The following is a 16,496-nucleotide window of genomic DNA, read 5'->3' as shown; positions in this document are numbered from 1 at the left end:
CATGGCCCAGATCCTGAACCCGATGACGCTCGGCGAGAGCGACAACATCCCGGGCAACAGCTACGCCTACTGCATCGACCTCGACAAGCCGTGGTTCATGCGCAAGGGCGCGATGATCGCCTACTACGGCCAGATGAACTTCCAGCTGCTCACCCACGGCCTGCACGGCGGGCTGATGCACATGGTGTCGCAGCAGTTCTCGGCGCCGCTGTTCACCAACGACTACGTCGTCGCCGAGGGCCACGGCAAGCTGATCATCGGCGACCGCGGCTACGACATCAATTCCTTCGATCTCGACGACGGCAATCTCACCATCCGCGCGGCCAACCTGCTCGCCTTCGAGCCGGGTCTCGCGCTGAAGCAGTCGATCGTGCCCGGCTTCCTCACCCTGATCGGCACCGGCAAGTTCCTCGCCTCCTCCAACGGCCCGGTGATCTTCGCCGAACCGCCGCTGCGGGTCGACCCGGAATCGCTGGTCGGCTGGGCCGACTGCCCCTCCCCCAGCCACCACTACGACCACCAGTGGGTCTCCAGCTTCCTGGCGGCGGGCGCGGCGCGCTTCGGCGTGAACTCCGGTGAGGAACGGCAATTCGACTTCACCGGCGCGGGGACGGTACTCATCCAGTCCAGCGAGAAGGTCATGAGCGACTCGGTGCTCGTGCGCACCATCGAGGGCCAGCTGCAAAGCGGCGTCACCGTCGGCGGCCTGCAACGCCTGCAGAGTGTGATCGCCCAGCAACTCGCGGGCCAGCAGCAGTACTGAGTTCGCGGACCGGCGCGACTTCCGCGCCGGTCCGCACACAGCCGGACGAAACCCGGCATCCAGCCCGACCGAAATGCGTCCGACAAGCCGCGGTCAGCCAAAGCTCGCGAAGTCCGATAGCTCGTCCAGCCGCTGCGTCAGCCTCACGGCGGTCGCCCCGATGACGACGGAGGTTATGCTCCGAGCGCTAGCGCACATCGATCGGCCCGGTGACCGCGACGCGCGATCGACATCAAAGCCCGCGCCACACCTGGCATGGCTGTCACGCTGCGCTCCACCTCAAACGAGGGTGTTCCAGTAAGCATTTCAAGTTGTGCGACGCCCTGGAGTATCGGCGGCCGGATGAGCGGCCGAGGGAGTTATCTGGGGTGTCGTCGAGGAGAAGGGGCGTGGTTGGTGGAGATGAGGACTATGCCCGACCGCGTTCACTTTCTCGTAGAGGTGGATCCCCGGTCCGGAGTCCACCGACTGGAGAAGGCCATCAACGGGCTCTTATGTCGAGCAGCAGCAACAGTGATCCAATGCTGACGGGCCGGAAGTACAGGCTGGAATTCACGCCGGACAGGCCGAATTCGCCGACACCATCGGCGCGATCTGCAGGTCGGTGTGGAACACCGCACTGCAACAGCGCCGTGAGTATCGCCGCCGGGGCGCATGGATCGACTACAACGAGCAGGCTGGACAGCTTGCGGATGCGAAAACCGAGCACCAATGGTTGAAGGCTGCCCCGTCGCATGTGTTGCAGCAAACCATTATGGACTTGGACCGGGCCTGCCGGGAGCACGGCGCGTTACGAGTGAAGTGGCGTTCTGTGCGTCGTTGGTTGCCGTCGTTCCGGTTCCCTGACCCCAAGCAGATCACCGTGGAGCGGCTCGGCAAAAAGTGGGGCCGAGTGAAGTTACCGAAGTTCGGTTGGGTGCGGTTGCGCTGGTCACGCCGACTCGACGGCGCGGTGCGTTCGGCGACGGTGTCTTGGGACGGCGTCAGCTGGTACATCTCGTTTCTCGTCGAGGATGGCCGCACCACGCCGGAGCGGCACGCCAGCACCACGGCTGTGGGCGTGGATCGCGGCGTGAGGGTGGCGGTTGCGGTGTCCGACGCAACAATGTGGAACCGTGAGTTCCGCACCCCGGGCGAGGCCGTCCGGTATAGACGTTTGCAGCAGAAACTCGCCCGGCAGCACAGGGGCAGCGCGAACCGGTGCAAGACCATCGCCGCGATGCGGGCGATCCGGCGGCGGGAGCGCAACCGTCGGGCCGATTTCTGTGCGTGGACCGCAAACCAGCTTGCCACCCGACACGGCCTGGTCGCCATCGAGGACTTCCGCACAATGAGCATGACCGCCTCGGCTAAGGGCACCATCGAGCACCCCGGTAGCAGAGTAGGGCAAAAAGCCGGGCTGAATCGCAGCATTCTGGACAAGGGCTGGCATGCCTTCGAGCGGGCCCTTGTCAGCGTGTCCCGCTACACGGGCACCCACGTTGTAAAAGTCCCTGCCGCGTACACGTCACAACGCTGCTCGGTGTGCCGCAGCGTGGACCCGGGAAACCGTGAGAGCCAAGCGGTGTTCCGGTGCGCCACCTGCGGATACAGAGAGCATGCGGACGTGAACGCAGCAAAGAACATACTGGCGGACGGGCTGTCCGTGTCAGCCTGTGGAGACCTCGCCGTTGAGCAGTCGATGAAGCAGGAACCCGGCGGGAACCCGCGAGGTACTACCGCCCCAACCGTGGCCTAGGCAGGTTGGAATCCCCCGGCTTCTGCCGTGGGGAAGGACGTCAAGAACCAGTTGATGATCTCCTCGCCCGCGAGGATGCCGGTGGCGCGGGTGATGGTGAGGTTGGGGCTGGTCCAGTTGAGTTGTTCGAGTTCGCCGTGCCGCGGGCGGATGGCGGAGTCGGCGGCGCGCAGCATTTCGGCGTCCAGCGCGCCGTCACCGGCGGCGAAAGTCTTGGCCGCGTCGGTGAGTTCGCCGGATTCCATGAGGCGGCGGCGCACCTCGGCGACCGCGACGCTCTTGCAGACCGACTGCGGCATCGTGTAGATCTTGCGGCCCTGTTGAGAGGCCGACCAGCCGCGCTCGCGGCACCAGGCGTCCCATTCGGCCAGGAAACCCTCGGGCACCGCCTTGGGCTTGACCACCAGGTAGCAGAACAGATGGTCGGCGACGCGGAACTTCGTCACCCAGGAGTCATCGATCCTGGCGCGTAGCTCCGCGCTCACCTCCGACAGGGTGGCGCCGCTCTGGCGCACTCGCACGTCGATGTCGATGCGCCAGCGCATGTCCGGGACGCCGTCCACCAGGATGTTGCCGCCGTTGCTCGTGATCGCGTAGCGCCAGGGCGCCCCGGGTAGTCGAATCCGGTTGAACTGCTTGATGGTCCGGGTCGTCGTCGGGATGACGGCCGCCGGTTGGGTGAGCGTCTGCATGCGCAGCGCCGCGGCCGTAGTCATGAACGACAGCGGCGCGCCCTCCAAATGCTCGACGCACACCATCGGCACCTCCGAGGCGGTGCTGAAGGCGTTGCGCGAGTAGATCATCGTGCGGTCGAGATCGGTGGCGACTAGCGCTTGTCTTCGTGGTCTTACCAATAGCATCTACTTCGGTACTTCCTTGATCAAACCCATGCACGAGTACGCCAGATCGGGGACGACCTCGACGGGCACACCGCGCGCGGCGGCGAGCATCCGGATGTGCGCGTGCTCGGGGGCGTCGGCCTCGCGGACCAGCACCCGCCACGGCACGCGGCGCAGCAGCACCCGGGTGGTCTCACCGACCCCCGGCTTCACGAAATTCACACTGGCGATGCCGTATTCGGCACGCACCTTCTCCACCGAGGACCAGCCGGTCCAGGTGGGAGTCCGATCCGAGCCGAGCACCGCGGCGAGTTCGGTGGGCACGCGCGGGCGCACGGCGTCGAAAGCGCCGGTGACGGCGTCGAGCAGGCGCCCGGAGACGTCGTCGGCCGCCAGTTCGCGATAGAACTTCGCGCCGTGGAAGTCACCGGGCCCGATGAGCGTGTCGTTCAGCACGGTGCGCGAGATGAGGCCCGACACTGTGGAATTCAGGCACGCGGAGGCGATCAGGAAATCGTCGCGGGTGCCGTAGGTGCGCACGCAGTGGCCGGGATCGGCGAGCACGGCGAGCTCGTCGTCGAATCGAGCGCCGCCCGCCGCGTGGTAGGCGTCGAGCGCCTCGGTGAGCTCCTTGGTGATCGCGCCCTTGCCGGTCCAGCCGTCGACGAACACCACCGAGGCCGGATCATGATGCCGGGCAAGGTAATCCAGCGCGGTCGCGTCGATGCCGCGGTCACGGACGATGGACACCGCGTAGTGCGGCACGTCCAGGCCGGGCAGTCCGTCCCCACGTCCGGAGCGCAACCAGCGCTTCATCAGAATCCCGACCGGCGTGCCCGCGCGCGCGAGCGACACCAGCACGATGTCCTCGCCGCGCTCGGCGACCACGAGTTCGGCGACGGTGCCCACGGCGAGCGCCAGCCGCTCGGCGCTCTCCGCGAGCACCTCGTCGAACAGACCGCGATAGGCGGCGTCCGGCTGGTATTCGATCGGCAGCGATTCCGCGTAGTGCGCGACGCCCGCTTGGATGCGGCGCTCCCGCTCGGCGATGTCGGCCTCGAGGTCGGCGTCGGACAGATCTTTCAGCAGCCAGGAGACCTCGTCGGCCGCGTACGAGCCGAAGTCCGGCCCGTACAGGGGTGCGGGTAGCCGAGGCTCCCCGGTCGCTTCCGGCAACGTCGCGGCACGCACGGCGCGGTTCGTCTCGACCTCCTCGTCGACGTTCGCGGCCTTCGCTGTCGCACGCCGCTCGATGTCCAATTTACGCGGATCGGCGCCCGGCACGAGCGCGACGAGCACGTCGGCCCCCGAAGCGGTGAGAACGTCGACCAAACCGCCCTCCGCGATCAGCTCCGGCGTGTCGGCGGGCGGGTCGAGCACCACGATGAGGACCGGATCATTCCCGGTACCACCGTGCACGCCCGCGCCCGGCGCACCACCGCGCGCATCGCATGCGGCGCGCAGGTCGTTCTCTGCGCCCCACGCGTCCGCATCGGCGGCCCGCACGCCATCATTCGCAACCCAGATGTCCTCGCCGGCGACCCCCACATCCCCGCCGGCGGCCCGCACGCCATCTCCCGCGACCCGCGCATCGTTGTCGACGGCCGACACGTCCTCGGCCACGACCGAACTCTGCGCCGTGAGCTCGCGCAACTCCGCGTCGAAATCCTCCGGCCAGCAGGCGTTGTAGAGATACCGCGGCGCGTCCGCGTCGGATTCCGGTGCGACGAAACGGAACCCGCGCCGCAGCGGATATCCGGGCTCGTCCAGCACGTAGGCGGGCGAGCGGGTGGTGGTCTGATACCTCGTCGGGATGCCCGACTCGGCCAACGCCGCCGCCAACCGCAGCGGCAGGTACATCAGCTCCTCGTGCCCCAACACGATGACCGGACGATCCGGCGCGTCCACGGCCAGGCGCGCGGTCAGCACCGCGGCCGCGGCGGCGACGGCCGATTCGAAGGCCGGGGCGTCGGAATCCAGTATCCCGTGCCGTCCACCCTCGGGCACCGAATCGGGCCAGGGCAGCTCGATGCGACCGAACGAGCCACGCTGCGGCGCAATGGGATTCAGCGCCGGATCGGGCATCGAGGTGACGGCCTCGATCAAGCCTTCCGGCAGCTTGGTCAACCCCGAGGCCAGGCACACGGTGTCGATGCGGGCACCGAGTTCGGCTGCGGCGCTCTCGAATACGGCCCGATCCTCGGCGGTGCGCATGTCCACCAACGAGGCGAGCACGTAGTGCGAGCGCGGGGCGAAGTCGTGCAGCGCGCGCACCGCGTCGATCGCCGTAGCGCCAGTGGAGATCTCGTCGTCGACCAGCACCAGCGGCAGGTCGTTGCGGAAGATCTCGGCGGGCGCGGGTTGCAGCAGGTGCGAGGTGGCGTGCGAGTGCCCCTCCTCGAAACCGGCCAGGGTGTCGGCCTCCGGCACGTCACGGCGCGTCGAATGCAGGTAGCACCGCGCGCCGATTCGCGCCGCGACGGTGTGACCGAGACCCGTTGCGGTCTCGGCGAATCCGAGCACGACCGCGCCCGACTCGTCCGCCCGCTCGGTCAGCGCGGCGCGCACCAGATCACCGAGCCGGTTGCCCGCGTCGAGCACCACCCGCGGATCGGTGGGCAAATGCTTGCCGAGCACCGTCGAGACCAGCAGGTGCGCCCGGCGCGGATTGCGCCGCAAACCGGGCTCGATCAGCATCTCGATCGACAGCTCGGCGGGCAGCACGCCGTCGGAACTCGTGCCGTGACAAGACAGATGATGCAGTTCGATACCGAGTGTTCGGGTCGCCCACGGCGAGGTCATGCCTGCGCCTCGCCGACGCTCGGCTCCTGCATGCGCGATGCACGCTGGCACATGATTCGCGCACTCCGTTCGCTCATACCTTCACCAACGCCGTGAGCAGATCCACGAAAGAAACTCCCTTGTTCGCCACACCGAACACGCGGGCGCGCAACAGCGTCTCGCGGGCCCAACTGCGGTGTGGCCGCATCTCGTTCATCTTGTTGCGGTAGCCCGAGGCCGCCACCCCGCCCACGTCGACCTGGAGGATGTCGAGCGCGTCGGAATACTCCTCGTGCGACACCACCGACAGCGCGTGCACCGCCGCGACGTGCGAGGGGTGGATCACCGTCTTGCCCTGGATGCCGTTGGCGCGGTCCAGGGTGATCTCGCGCAGCAGTCCGTCCAGATCCCTGCTGACCAGGTACTGCCGGAACGGCACCGCGTCGGACTCCTCGAACGGCGCGGTCCGCAGCAGCGGACGGAACATCCGCTCGTGATCGGCGAAGTACTCCCACACCGGTCCGGTGATCACGAAGCCGGTGCCGTCGGCGCGGCCCAGGTAGTTCACGATGTCGGCGATGACGTCGGCGACCACCCGCACGTCGTAGATGGTCAGGTCGCGGTCGCGGCGGATGCCGAAGGTCGAGCACATATCGGTGGCGCCGACCCGCACCGCGAGCACCCTTTCCCGGTGCTCGGCCAGCATGGCCGCGATGTTCGTCAACTCCTGATCGCGGGTCTGGCGGTGCACGAGGGCCGCCGATTCGAGCACCGGCATGCCGTAGAGCGGCCGACCCAAACGTTCGGCCGCCGCTGCCAGCGCGTCCAGATAGGCCCGGCCGGTGGAGCTGTCGAACTTCGGGAAGACGAAGCCGGTGAGCGCGGGCGCGCCAGCCCCGAGCTGGTCGACGATCTCGCCGATGGCGCCGGCTTCGCGCACCCGAATGAACAGCAGCGGATTGGGATCCGGTCTGGCCGCCAGCTCGCCGAGTGCGTCGACGGCCTGTTTCTTCGCCAGCTCCACCTCGTCGTCGGCGACGGCGTCCTCGAGGTCGATCACCATCGAGCAGACGCCGCGCTCGGCGCGGCGCCGGATGGTCTCGGCGAGATCGGGTCTGGTGGCGGGCGCGTAGAGCGTCGCGCCGAGTCCGTACGCGAGCATCTCCCGGTCGGTGTGCTCACCGAACGGTTCGGGCTGCCGGTGGAAGAGATGTCTGGCATCGGGGCCTTGCAGCTGCCGAAAGTGGCGCAGCGGCAGTCGCTTCCGCAGGGATACTTCCTGCTGGACGGCGACGGGAGCGGTCATCGGTGCTCCGTCCTCATTCTCGTCGTGGTCCTGCTTGTTTTCTCATTCGATCCACTACTCCGGCTATGAATTCGGTGACGGCATCCAGTTCCGCCACATAGGCCCAGTAATCGGGGTGCCGCCCCGACAGTGTTTCGGTGATTCGTTCGATTCGTTCGGCCTGCGCGTCCAGCACAGATCCCCATTCGCCCGCGAGCCCCCGACTCATCGCGAGCATCTGTGCGTCCCGCAACCTGAATCGTACGGCCTTTGCCTTGTCTTGCGGGTCCTCGCGAACCGAGCGCAACAGCTCGAGCCGCTTGGTGACGGCATCGATCAGCTGCTCGGCCTCGGTGAGGCTTCCCCGCGCGGTAGAGGTCAATTCAAGGGCTGACTCCGGATTCTTCGCGACCGATGCGGCGCGCGCCCTGGCGAGAGCGTCGGCTGCGGCATCGATGGCTTGCTGGCTTTCCCGCCCATTGTTGGCCAGATCCGCCGAACTCGCAGCATTGAATTCCCGCAGCAGCGCCGAGTAGGCGGGCCCGAGCCGCTCGGACCGGTTGCGTACGGCGGCCAGCCTGGTATCCACCGAGGTGAGCGCGGTATTCGCGGCGCCGAGCCGAGATGGTGCCTGCGCCAACGCTTCTGCCAATTCCTTGGTGACCGCGTCCAAGCGGTTCGCGGCCGCGCGGACGGCGCCCGAACCACCGCTCACACCTGCCGATTCCAGTGTGACCAGCGCCTCATCCACGGCGGCCGCGCGCGACCGCACCGAGGGGTAGTCGGCGTACTCGGATTCGGCGGCCTGCCCGCGCACCGCGGCGGCCGCGACCTTCACCTGCTGCGCCAGCTGCGGCACCGACCGCACGATCGCGACGGCTTCCTCGAGCCGAGCCTGATTGCCTCGATAGAACTCGTCCACCGCGCGCGCGGCCTCGACCAGCTGCCGCGTGACGGCGTCGGCGCGCTGCTGACCGTCGGCGACGCTCGTGCCGTCGCGCTGGGCCGCCTCGAGTTCCTCGCTCAACGCCAGATACGCGCCCGCCGCGTCGTAACAGCGGCCGCGCACCGGATCCCACGCCGCCGAGAACCCCCGCTCGGAGAAGACTTCCTCCGAGGCGTGCACCGCGGCCTCCGCCGCGCTCTGCCGCCGGTCCATGTCGAGGAACGCGTCCGCGAGCCGGGCTCGCGCCTGCTCGATCCATTCGCTGTTCCCGGACGACCGGAACCAGCTCCGCCTGCGCCCTACCACGCCCCGATGGTAGGAGATCTTCCTGTTCGCCGGGGGTTCCCCCAGTTCCTACGCAAGTTCGGCGAAACCTACTACTGTCGTAAGTCGTACCCGGCGATTCGGACATGCTGGGAACCACAGACGGACTAATGAAAGGGATCCCCGCATGGGTGTCAGTTTGTCCAAGGGCGGCAACGTCTCGCTGACCAAGGAGGCGCCTAACCTGACTGCTGTTTCCGTCGGCCTGGGGTGGGATATTCGGACCACTACCGGTACCGACTTCGACTTGGACGCCAGCGCGATCGCGACCGGTGGCGACAAGAAGGTGCTGACCGACCAGCACTTCGTCTTCTTCAACAACCTCCGCTCGCCGGAGGGCGCCATCGAGCACGCGGGCGACAACCGCACCGGTGAGGGCGAGGGCGACGACGAGGTCATCAACGTCGACCTGGCCAACACCCCGCCGACCATCGAGAGCATCTTCTTCCCCGTCTCGATCTACGACGCCGACACCCGTCAGCAGTCGTTCGGTCAGGTGCGCAACGCCTACATCCGCGTCGTGGACCGCAGCAACGGCACCGAGCTGGCCCGCTACGACCTGAGCGAGGATGCCTCGACCGAGACCGCCATGGTCTTCGGTGAGCTGTACCGCAACGGCGCCGAGTGGAAGTTCCGCGCCATCGGCCAGGGCTACGCCTCCGGCCTCGCGGGCATCGCCCGTGACTACGGCGTGAACGTCTGACGAAAACACGCACAACACGAGGGGGCTCGGGCGACGAGCCCCCTCGTCGTGCGACCGGGGCAGCTATCGCGCCGGTCGCATTCGTTGGACATCCGGCGGTTCAACGGCCACGCTGGTATCGATCTCGCCGTTTCAGTTCCCATTCACGAAAGGTCCACGCGTGGTCCTGCGCATCTTCGGCCTGTCCGGCCTCGTCACCGTGGCGTCCCTGGTGGTGGCGTTCTTGTACGGTGGCCCCACCGCCCTGGCGCTGTGCGCGATCCTGGGCATCCTCGAAGTCTCTCTCTCGTTCGACAACGCCGTCATCAACGCCACCATCCTGCAGCGGATGAGCGATTTCTGGCAGCGCATCTTCCTGACCATCGGTGTGCTCATCGCCGTCTTCGGCATGCGCCTGGTGTTCCCGCTGGCGATCGTGTGGATCACCGCGGGCCTGGACCCGGTGCAGGCCCTCGACCTCGCGCTCAACCCGCCCGCGGGTGACGCGCCGTACTTCCCCGACGGCAGCCCGAGCTACGAGACATTGCTCACCGACGCGCACCCGCAGATCGCGGCGTTCGGCGGCATGTTCCTCGCGCTGCTGTTCCTGAACTTCATCTTCGAGGAGCGGGAGATCACCTGGCTCGGCTGGCTGGAGCGGCCGCTGGCCGCGGCCGGCAAGCTGGACATGCTCTCGGTCGTGGTGGCGGGCGCGGGCCTGGTCCTGACCGCGGAGCTCCTGGCCGCCGACGACAAGCGCGCCACCGTGATGGTCGCGGGCGTGCTCGGCATGATCGTCTACATCGCGGTCGACGGGCTCGGCTCGATGTTCCACACCGAGGAGCACACGGGCGGACCGTCGGAGCTGGCCAAAGCCACCGGTAAGGCGGGCTTCTTCCTGTTCCTCTACCTCGAGGTGCTCGACGCCTCGTTCTCCTTCGACGGCGTGATCGGCGCGTTCGCCATCACCTCCGACCCGATCATCATCGCGCTCGGCCTCGGCCTGATCGGCGCCATGTTCGTCCGGTCCATCACGGTGTACCTGGTGCGCAAGGGCACGCTCTCGGAGTACGTGTACCTGGAGCACGGTGCGCACTGGGCGATCGGCGCGCTCGCGGCGATCCTGCTGATCTCGATCGGCGTGCACGTCAACGAGCTCGTCACCGGTGGTATCGGTGTGGCGTTCATCGGCGCCGCGTTCATCAGCAGCGTGCTTCGCAACAAGCGCGAGGGCGGCGACGAGGAGGAACTCGAGAGCGAGCGAGCTGCCACGCCGGTAGGCTGATTTTCGGCAGGCAGCCGACGAACTCGACGCGGCAGCGGCCCCTCCGAAGGAGGAAGCCGTTGCCGCTTTTCTTTTCCCGAGGGGGACCGCGCATGGCGTCCGAGCAGCAGTCCGGCGGTGCGAATTCGACGAAGGTGACGCTGTCCAAGGCGACGCCGAGCATCAATCTCACCAAACCCGGTGAGCAGCAAGGGGTCTTGCGGGTCAATCTGAACTGGTCGCGGGCGGCCAAGGGTTTCTTCCGCAGATCCAAGCCGGTCGATCTCGACCTCGGCTGCCTCTACGAACTCGCCGACGGCTCAAAAGGTGTCGTGCAGGCGGTCGGCGAGAATTTCGGTTCGCTGCGGGACGAGCCGTACATCCAGCTCGACGGCGACGACCGCAGCGGCGCCGTCACGGCGGGCGAGAACATGCACATCGATCTCGCGCGCCCCGAATTGTTCAAGCGCATCCTGATTTTCGCCTTCATCTACGAGGGCGTGCCGAACTGGGCCGCCGCCGACGGCGTGGTCACCCTGTATCCCAGCAACGGGCCGCAGGTGGAGGTGCGCCTCGACTCCCCGGTCGACGGCGCCCGCTCCTGCGCCATCGCCCTGCTGCAGAACAACGGCCGCGGAATCACCGTGCACCGAGAAGTGCAGTACATCAACGGAACCCAGCGCCACATCGATGAGGCCTACCGCTGGGGAATGCAATGGAGCAGCGCGAGCAAGTGACGGCCAGGCCCTGTCTCGAAGTCCGGCCGGATGGGACTTCGAGACAGGGATTAGAGCATCCGGCGGGGCCTGCTCATCGCCCTGGCCCGGCGCACCGAGACGCGCGACCACACGGCCTGCTGGAACGCCAGCGTCGCCCATCCCGCGAACGCCATGCCGGAGAGGTTGACGATCAGCTGCAAGGTGCTCCCCCAGATCGCCTCTTGGACACCGAAAGCCACACCGAGCGCGATGTTTCCGGCGGCGGGCACCGTCGTCACCGAGATGAAGACACCGGCGAGCCCGGACGCCTTCGACGAGGTCAGGGCGAGCACGCCGGCGGCGGCCGCGATCACCGCGACGATGAACGACCACTTGTCCGGCGTGTAGATGAACGCTGTGCCCGGGCGGGGCCCAGTCACGTCCTCGATGGTGATCCAGCCGAGTCCGCGTCCGATCAGCACCAGCACGAACGTCACGACGATGGCCGCCGCGAAACCGAGCAACAACGTGCGCACCGCGAGTCCGAACAGCACGAAACGGCGGCGCACCAGCGCGACGCCGAGCGCGGCGATGGCCCCGAACTCCGGGCCGAGCACCATGGCGCCGATGACCAGGATCTGCGAGTCCAGCACGATCGCGATGGCAGCGATCACCGTCGCCAGCGTCATGAAACTCAGGTAGGTCCAGTTCAGCTCGGTTTCCTCGTACGAGCGCTGTGCGACGTCGGCCCACACCACCGCGTCGGCGCTGCTACCCGGCGTGCGCACCTCGGCGTCGAAACCGCTGCGCGACAACCACGTTCGCACCTGATCGACCTCGATACTGCCCGCACGATGAACCCCGAGCGCGCGCAGCTTCTGGATAACGTCGTTGCCCGCCTCCCGCGCGACATCCGCGAGCACCAGGTCACCGGGCGGTTTCAGCGACGAACCGCGCACGACGGCCAGCCCGCTCACTCCGGTGTCCCTGTCGAGGATGTCGATCACGTCGTCGGTCATCTCTTTGGGCGACAGGATCCGCATGTGCAGCATGCGCCCAAGTGTGGGGGGGCGGGTGCGCCTGCACAACGGGTGGTTCTCCGGGTGAATGCCTACCAACGGAAAAGACACGGCCTGACCGTGCGCCGTCTCCGCGCAAGTGCACCCCTCAGTTGGTGGAGTGCGGGCCTGGTTCAGGCGGCGACCAAGTCCCCTCGGTCCGGGCTCGTCCGCGCGGCCTTCTCGTCCGCCCCGCGCAAATCGGCCCTGATGAACAGGAAGAACAGCGCGACGAGCAGGGCCGCGCGGCCCCACACGCCGAACTGGACGACGACCTCCTGGGTTTCGAACGGCGCACCGGAGCCCATGGCGTAGAAGTAGCGGAACACGCCGATCCCGATGGCCGCGTCGGCGAGCAGATACGCGCCGATCACCTGCCACGGCACCGCGAGCAGCACCAGGAACGGGATCAACCACAGCGTGTACTGCGGTGAATGCACCTTGTGGAAAACCAGGAATCCACACAGCATCGCGCCGCTCACGCCGACCCACGGGAAGACACCGGTCGCGCGATAACGCTTCCAGCCCAGCCAGACCGCGAGGACGAACGCGGCGAGGATCAGGGTCGGCGAGGCGATGGAGACGCCGTCGTGCCAAGCCTGACTGGTCTCGGACTCTCGCCCATACAGCAGGTGGTGTCCCCAGTACCAGATGGAGTTGGTGGTGATGTCGGCTTGGCGCAGCTGCTGGAAGGTGATCGACGCCCGCCAGCCCTCGTATCCGATCAGCGCGAACGGCAGGTTCACCGCGACGACGGTGCCGATGGCCGCGCCCGCGGTCAGCAGCGCGCCGCGCACGTCCAGGCCGGAATCGTCGTCGGGATCGCGCTCGCCGCCGCCGGTCAGCACGTAGATCATCAATGGCAGCACGAAGATCCCCGGATACAGCTTCAAACAGAAGCCGAGCCCGAGCAGCACGGCGGCGAGCACGCCGCGGGTCCGCAGCGAATACCTGGTCGCCGTGGTGACCACATAGACGGCCGCGACCGCCGTGCAGACCACGGGCAGCTCCCAGTTGTGGAAGGCGTAGAGCACCAGCGGCGGACCGATCGCCCACAGCAGCGCGGCGCGTCCCGCGAGCCGGGCCAGGAACCAGGCGGTGAGCAGCGCGAAGGGCGCGAGCAACAACGCGGAGAGGCGCAGGAAGCCGGCGTCGTCGTCCGCGCCGATCGCGCCGACCCACATGAGCGTGCCGCTGAGCACCGGGTATTCGACCGCGCCGCCGGTGAGCAGGCCGTCGTCGGTGATGCCGCCGTCGACATAGGGGAAGACGTGCCGATCGATATCGCGGCCCAGCCAGAGGAACTGGATGTCGGAATAGCAGACGTCCGAATCCTTGATCACGTCGAAGACCGCGCTGCGACCGTTCTCGTAGAACGGAGCGCCCGCGCACCTGGCCTTGTTCGCGTACGCGAACGCCAACGTCAGGCCGCACAGCAGCACGATCACCGCGGCCAACGCGGTCCGGCGGTGCATGCGCCGGGCCTGCACCTGGGTGGCGGCGGGTCCGGTCGACATGTGACCACCTTATGTGCCACACCCGCACCGCGTCATGACGCGAAACCCCGCCCCAGGCAGGTGTACTTGTGCGGGTACGGCCCACGAGCAGACCGTGATCTCCCGTTGACTGACATTCACCCGGAGAACCACCCCTTGGCAGGTAAACCTGCCCCCATCATGTAGCCTTACCGGGTTGCTGACGCAACGACCCTCCTGCCACGGACCGTCCGTGGCCGTTTCCTAGTCCACAGGAGGTGATTGGTCCGTGCGTCATTACGAAGTGATGGTCATCCTCGATCCGAGCCTGGACGAGCGCACTGTTGGTCCGTCGCTGGACAACATGCTGAGCGTCGTCAAGACCGAAGGCGGCAAGATCGACAAGGTCGACATCTGGGGCCGTCGCCGGCTCGCCTACGAGATCCGCAAGCAGGCCGAGGGCATCTACGCGGTGGTCGATCTGACCGCGACCCCGGCCACGGTGAGCGAGCTCGACCGCCAGCTGGGGCTCAACGAGTCGGTGCTGCGCACCAAGGTTCTGCGCCACGACAAGTAGTTCCACCGCGCTCGTCAGCGTCGGTGCCTATCTCTAGGCTCTAGCGCAACAAAGCGAGTGCATGCGGACTGCACACCGAGCAGGAGGAACCCATGGCAGCAGGCGACACGGTCATCACCGTCATCGGAAACTTGACGGCCGACCCCGAACTGCGTTTCACGCCCGCGGGGCAGGCGGTCGCGAACTTCACCGTCGCGTCCACCCCCCGCGTGTTCGACCGTAATACCAATGAATGGAAAGACGGCGAAGCGCTTTTCCTGCGCTGCAACATCTGGCGCGAAGCCGCGGAAAATGTCGCCGAAAGCCTGACCCGAGGCGCTCGCGTCATCGTGAGCGGACGGCTCAAGCAGCGCTCCTACGAAACCCGCGAGGGTGAGAAGCGCACGGTCGTCGAGCTCGAGGTCGACGAGGTCGGCCCCTCGCTCCGCTACGCGACGGCGAAGGTCAACAAGGCCAGCCGCGGCGGCGGTGGGGGCGGCGGCTTCGGTGGTGGCGGTGGCGGTAACTACGCCTCTTCCGGTTCCGGCAGCAGCGGTGGTGGCGGCGGTCGTTCCGGCGGCGCCGAGGACGACCCCTGGGGCAGCGCGCCCGCGGCAGGTTCCTTCGGGGGCAGCCGCATGGATGACGAACCGCCGTTCTGAGACGGCTTTCATAGGCCCGGATCACTTGGGCCACAATAATTTTGGAGTAAAAGACCATGCCTAAAGCGCCCGCGCGCGAAAAGGTGCTGAAGAAGAAGGCTTGCGCTTTCTGCAAGGAAGCCAAGTCCGGCACCGTTTCGATCGATTACAAGGACACGACGCTGCTGCGCAAGTACGTCAGCGACCGCGGCAAGATCCGCGCCCGCCGGGTGACCGGCAACTGCGTGCAGCACCAGCGCGACATCGCCGTTGCCGTGAAGAACTCGCGTGAGGTGGCCCTGCTGCCTTACGTGTCGACGGCTCGCTGAGTAAGGGAGGCACGCAAATGAAGTTGATTCTGACCGCTGATGTGGACAACCTCGGTGCCCCCGGCGACACCGTGGAGGTCAAGGACGGCTACGGCCGCAACTACCTGCTGCCGCGCGGCCTGGCCATCGTCGCCAGCCGTGGCGCACAGAAGCAGGTCGAGGGCATCCGCCGGGCGCAGGACGCCCGCAAGGTTCGCGACCTGGACCACGCCAACGAGCTGAAGCAGGCCATCGAGGGCCTGGAGTCGGTCTCGCTGAGCGTGAAGACCGCGGGCACCGGCAAGCTGTTCGGCTCGGTGACCCAGGCGGACGTCGCCGCGGCCATCAAGACCGCTGGCGGCCCCGTGGTCGACAAGCGCAGCATCGAGCTGCCGAAGGCGCACATCAAGTCGACCGGCAAGCACGGCATCGTGGTGCACCTGCACCCGGACGTGGTCGCCAAGTTCGACCTGCAGGTCGCCGCCGCGAGCTGAGTCCGCACCGCCCCCGGGCGGTTCGCGCTTCACGTCGAAGACCACCCCCGTGTTCGCTCGGGGGTGGTCTTCGGCTTGCCTTTTCGCGTCCCGATCTTCTGTTAGCCGGATATTTGCCCTGATGCAGGGCGGTGAATTGGGGCACTACCGGCTCGCGTCGGCTATCGCCTTTCACCTCCGGTTATTCGGCCTGTGGATTACTGACCAAACCGACCGATCGCAATGTGACTCAGCCCATAGCGTGCGCACCCGCTGTTTACCCAACACGCCCGGCTGTTCATCTCGGGCGACACGCCGAGGTGAGATCTATCCACACGTGGATGGATGCGGAAACGTGCATCCATCAGCGGCTTTAGTGGGAGTGACCTGGGTTTTCCCCAAGTTGTACACAGGGGGTGCACACGGTTTGGTAAACAGTCCCCAACTTATCCACAGTTGTGTGCACAGCTCGGTTTGGCGACCTCCCACCGAGTCGCCTAGGTTCGTCGCATCGCCCGGATCGGGCCGTACGGAATGGCGCGAATTCGAGCTGTCGCGATAGTTGCTGGTCGAGGTCGACGCGGCTGTGGCAAACGCGTCCGTGGCTGTGGCAAACGTGTCAGAGGCCCGGAGTAAGAACGAGTCATCGATACGGTGAAATCCGA

At 67.0% G+C, this 16,496-nt stretch carries 15 protein-coding genes and 1 pseudogene; 10 read left to right on the top strand and 6 right to left on the bottom strand.

Translation table 11 applies throughout. The features are described 5' to 3' along the window. Position 1 precedes the first annotated feature (1 nt). The 3 genes and pseudogenes from AB0H49_RS18075 to AB0H49_RS18065 all read left to right on the top strand — a co-directional run bounded on the left by AB0H49_RS18075 (position 2) and on the right by AB0H49_RS18065 (position 2,501). Positions 2-763, top strand: coding sequence for an AIM24 family protein (locus AB0H49_RS18075; RefSeq protein ID WP_357252718.1), 762 nt, complete (start codon positions 2-4; stop codon positions 761-763). A gap of 381 nt (positions 764-1,144) precedes the next feature. Continuing rightward, positions 1,145-1,252: pseudogene (locus AB0H49_RS18070) on the top strand (IS200/IS605 family transposase); the annotation flags it as partial. A gap of 115 nt (positions 1,253-1,367) precedes the next feature. Continuing rightward, the gene (locus tag AB0H49_RS18065; protein ID WP_357252715.1) at positions 1,368-2,501 is read left to right on the top strand and encodes a transposase; all 1,134 of its coding nucleotides are present in this window, start codon (positions 1,368-1,370) and stop codon (positions 2,499-2,501) included. On the opposite strand, the gene AB0H49_RS18060 is transcribed toward AB0H49_RS18065, so the two are convergent. From AB0H49_RS18060 to AB0H49_RS18045, 4 genes are all read right to left on the bottom strand, one after another. Beyond that, complete coding sequence (locus AB0H49_RS18060) at positions 2,498-3,304, bottom strand: HAD family hydrolase (RefSeq protein WP_357252712.1); 807 nt, start codon at positions 3,302-3,304, stop codon at positions 2,498-2,500. The genes AB0H49_RS18065 and AB0H49_RS18060 overlap by 4 nt on opposite strands. Positions 3,305-3,361: 57 nt before the next feature. After that, positions 3,362-6,142: a phosphoribosyltransferase domain-containing protein gene (locus AB0H49_RS18055; protein WP_357252709.1), complete on the bottom strand. Its 2,781-nt coding sequence runs from the start codon at positions 6,140-6,142 to the stop codon at positions 3,362-3,364. A gap of 73 nt (positions 6,143-6,215) precedes the next feature. After that, complete coding sequence (locus tag AB0H49_RS18050; RefSeq protein WP_354998403.1) at positions 6,216-7,427, bottom strand: HpcH/HpaI aldolase/citrate lyase family protein; 1,212 nt, start codon at positions 7,425-7,427, stop codon at positions 6,216-6,218. Positions 7,428-7,440: 13 nt separating this feature from the next. Continuing rightward, the gene (locus AB0H49_RS18045; protein WP_357252706.1) at positions 7,441-8,658 is read right to left on the bottom strand and encodes a hypothetical protein; all 1,218 of its coding nucleotides are present in this window, start codon (positions 8,656-8,658) and stop codon (positions 7,441-7,443) included. Positions 8,659-8,803: 145 nt separating this feature from the next. On the opposite strand from AB0H49_RS18045, the gene AB0H49_RS18040 reads away from it, so the two are divergent. The 3 genes from AB0H49_RS18040 to AB0H49_RS18030 all read left to right on the top strand — a co-directional run bounded on the left by AB0H49_RS18040 (position 8,804) and on the right by AB0H49_RS18030 (position 11,359). Next, positions 8,804-9,379, top strand: coding sequence for a TerD family protein (locus tag AB0H49_RS18040; protein ID WP_354998401.1), 576 nt, complete (start codon positions 8,804-8,806; stop codon positions 9,377-9,379). A 160-nt stretch (positions 9,380-9,539) separates the two neighbouring features. Continuing rightward, a complete protein-coding gene (locus tag AB0H49_RS18035; protein ID WP_354998400.1) occupies positions 9,540-10,643 on the top strand; it encodes a DUF475 domain-containing protein in 1,104 nt (367 codons plus the stop codon). Between the two features lie 92 nt (positions 10,644-10,735). Continuing rightward, positions 10,736-11,359 carry a Tellurium resistance gene (locus AB0H49_RS18030; protein ID WP_354998399.1) on the top strand — a complete coding sequence of 208 codons (624 nt, stop codon included), beginning with the start codon at positions 10,736-10,738 and terminating at the stop codon, positions 11,357-11,359. 50 nt (positions 11,360-11,409) lie between these two features. Here AB0H49_RS18030 and AB0H49_RS18025 read toward each other — a convergent pair whose 3' ends face one another. Then, complete coding sequence (locus AB0H49_RS18025; RefSeq protein WP_357252702.1) at positions 11,410-12,372, bottom strand: DUF389 domain-containing protein; 963 nt, start codon at positions 12,370-12,372, stop codon at positions 11,410-11,412. A 140-nt stretch (positions 12,373-12,512) separates the two neighbouring features. Continuing rightward, on the bottom strand, positions 12,513-13,853 hold the full coding sequence (locus AB0H49_RS18020) for a glycosyltransferase 87 family protein (RefSeq protein WP_357253143.1): 1,341 nt from the start codon (positions 13,851-13,853) through the stop codon (positions 12,513-12,515). 289 nt (positions 13,854-14,142) lie between these two features. Between AB0H49_RS18020 and rpsF the strand changes: the two genes are divergently transcribed. The 4 genes from rpsF to rplI all read left to right on the top strand — a co-directional run bounded on the left by rpsF (position 14,143) and on the right by rplI (position 15,852). Next, positions 14,143-14,430, top strand: a complete 288-nt coding sequence (gene rpsF, locus AB0H49_RS18015; protein WP_067786805.1) for a 30S ribosomal protein S6 — start codon at positions 14,143-14,145, stop codon at positions 14,428-14,430. Between the two features lie 92 nt (positions 14,431-14,522). After that, entirely contained in the window at positions 14,523-15,071 is a 549-nt protein-coding gene (locus AB0H49_RS18010) for a single-stranded DNA-binding protein (RefSeq protein WP_354998397.1), read from the top strand. Positions 15,072-15,127: 56 nt separating this feature from the next. Further along, positions 15,128-15,379 carry a 30S ribosomal protein S18 gene (gene rpsR / locus AB0H49_RS18005; protein ID WP_067786801.1) on the top strand — a complete coding sequence of 84 codons (252 nt, stop codon included), beginning with the start codon at positions 15,128-15,130 and terminating at the stop codon, positions 15,377-15,379. Between the two features lie 17 nt (positions 15,380-15,396). After that, positions 15,397-15,852 (top strand): 50S ribosomal protein L9, encoded by a 456-nt coding sequence (gene rplI / locus AB0H49_RS18000; RefSeq protein ID WP_354998395.1) that lies wholly within the window; start codon positions 15,397-15,399, stop codon positions 15,850-15,852. Positions 15,853-16,496 lie beyond the last annotated feature (644 nt).

The sequence above is a fragment of the Nocardia sp. NPDC050713 genome (genome assembly GCF_040654315.1).
Taxonomy (GTDB): Bacteria; Actinomycetota; Actinomycetes; order Mycobacteriales; family Mycobacteriaceae; genus Nocardia.
This window is presented reverse-complemented; position numbering and strand designations above follow the sequence as displayed.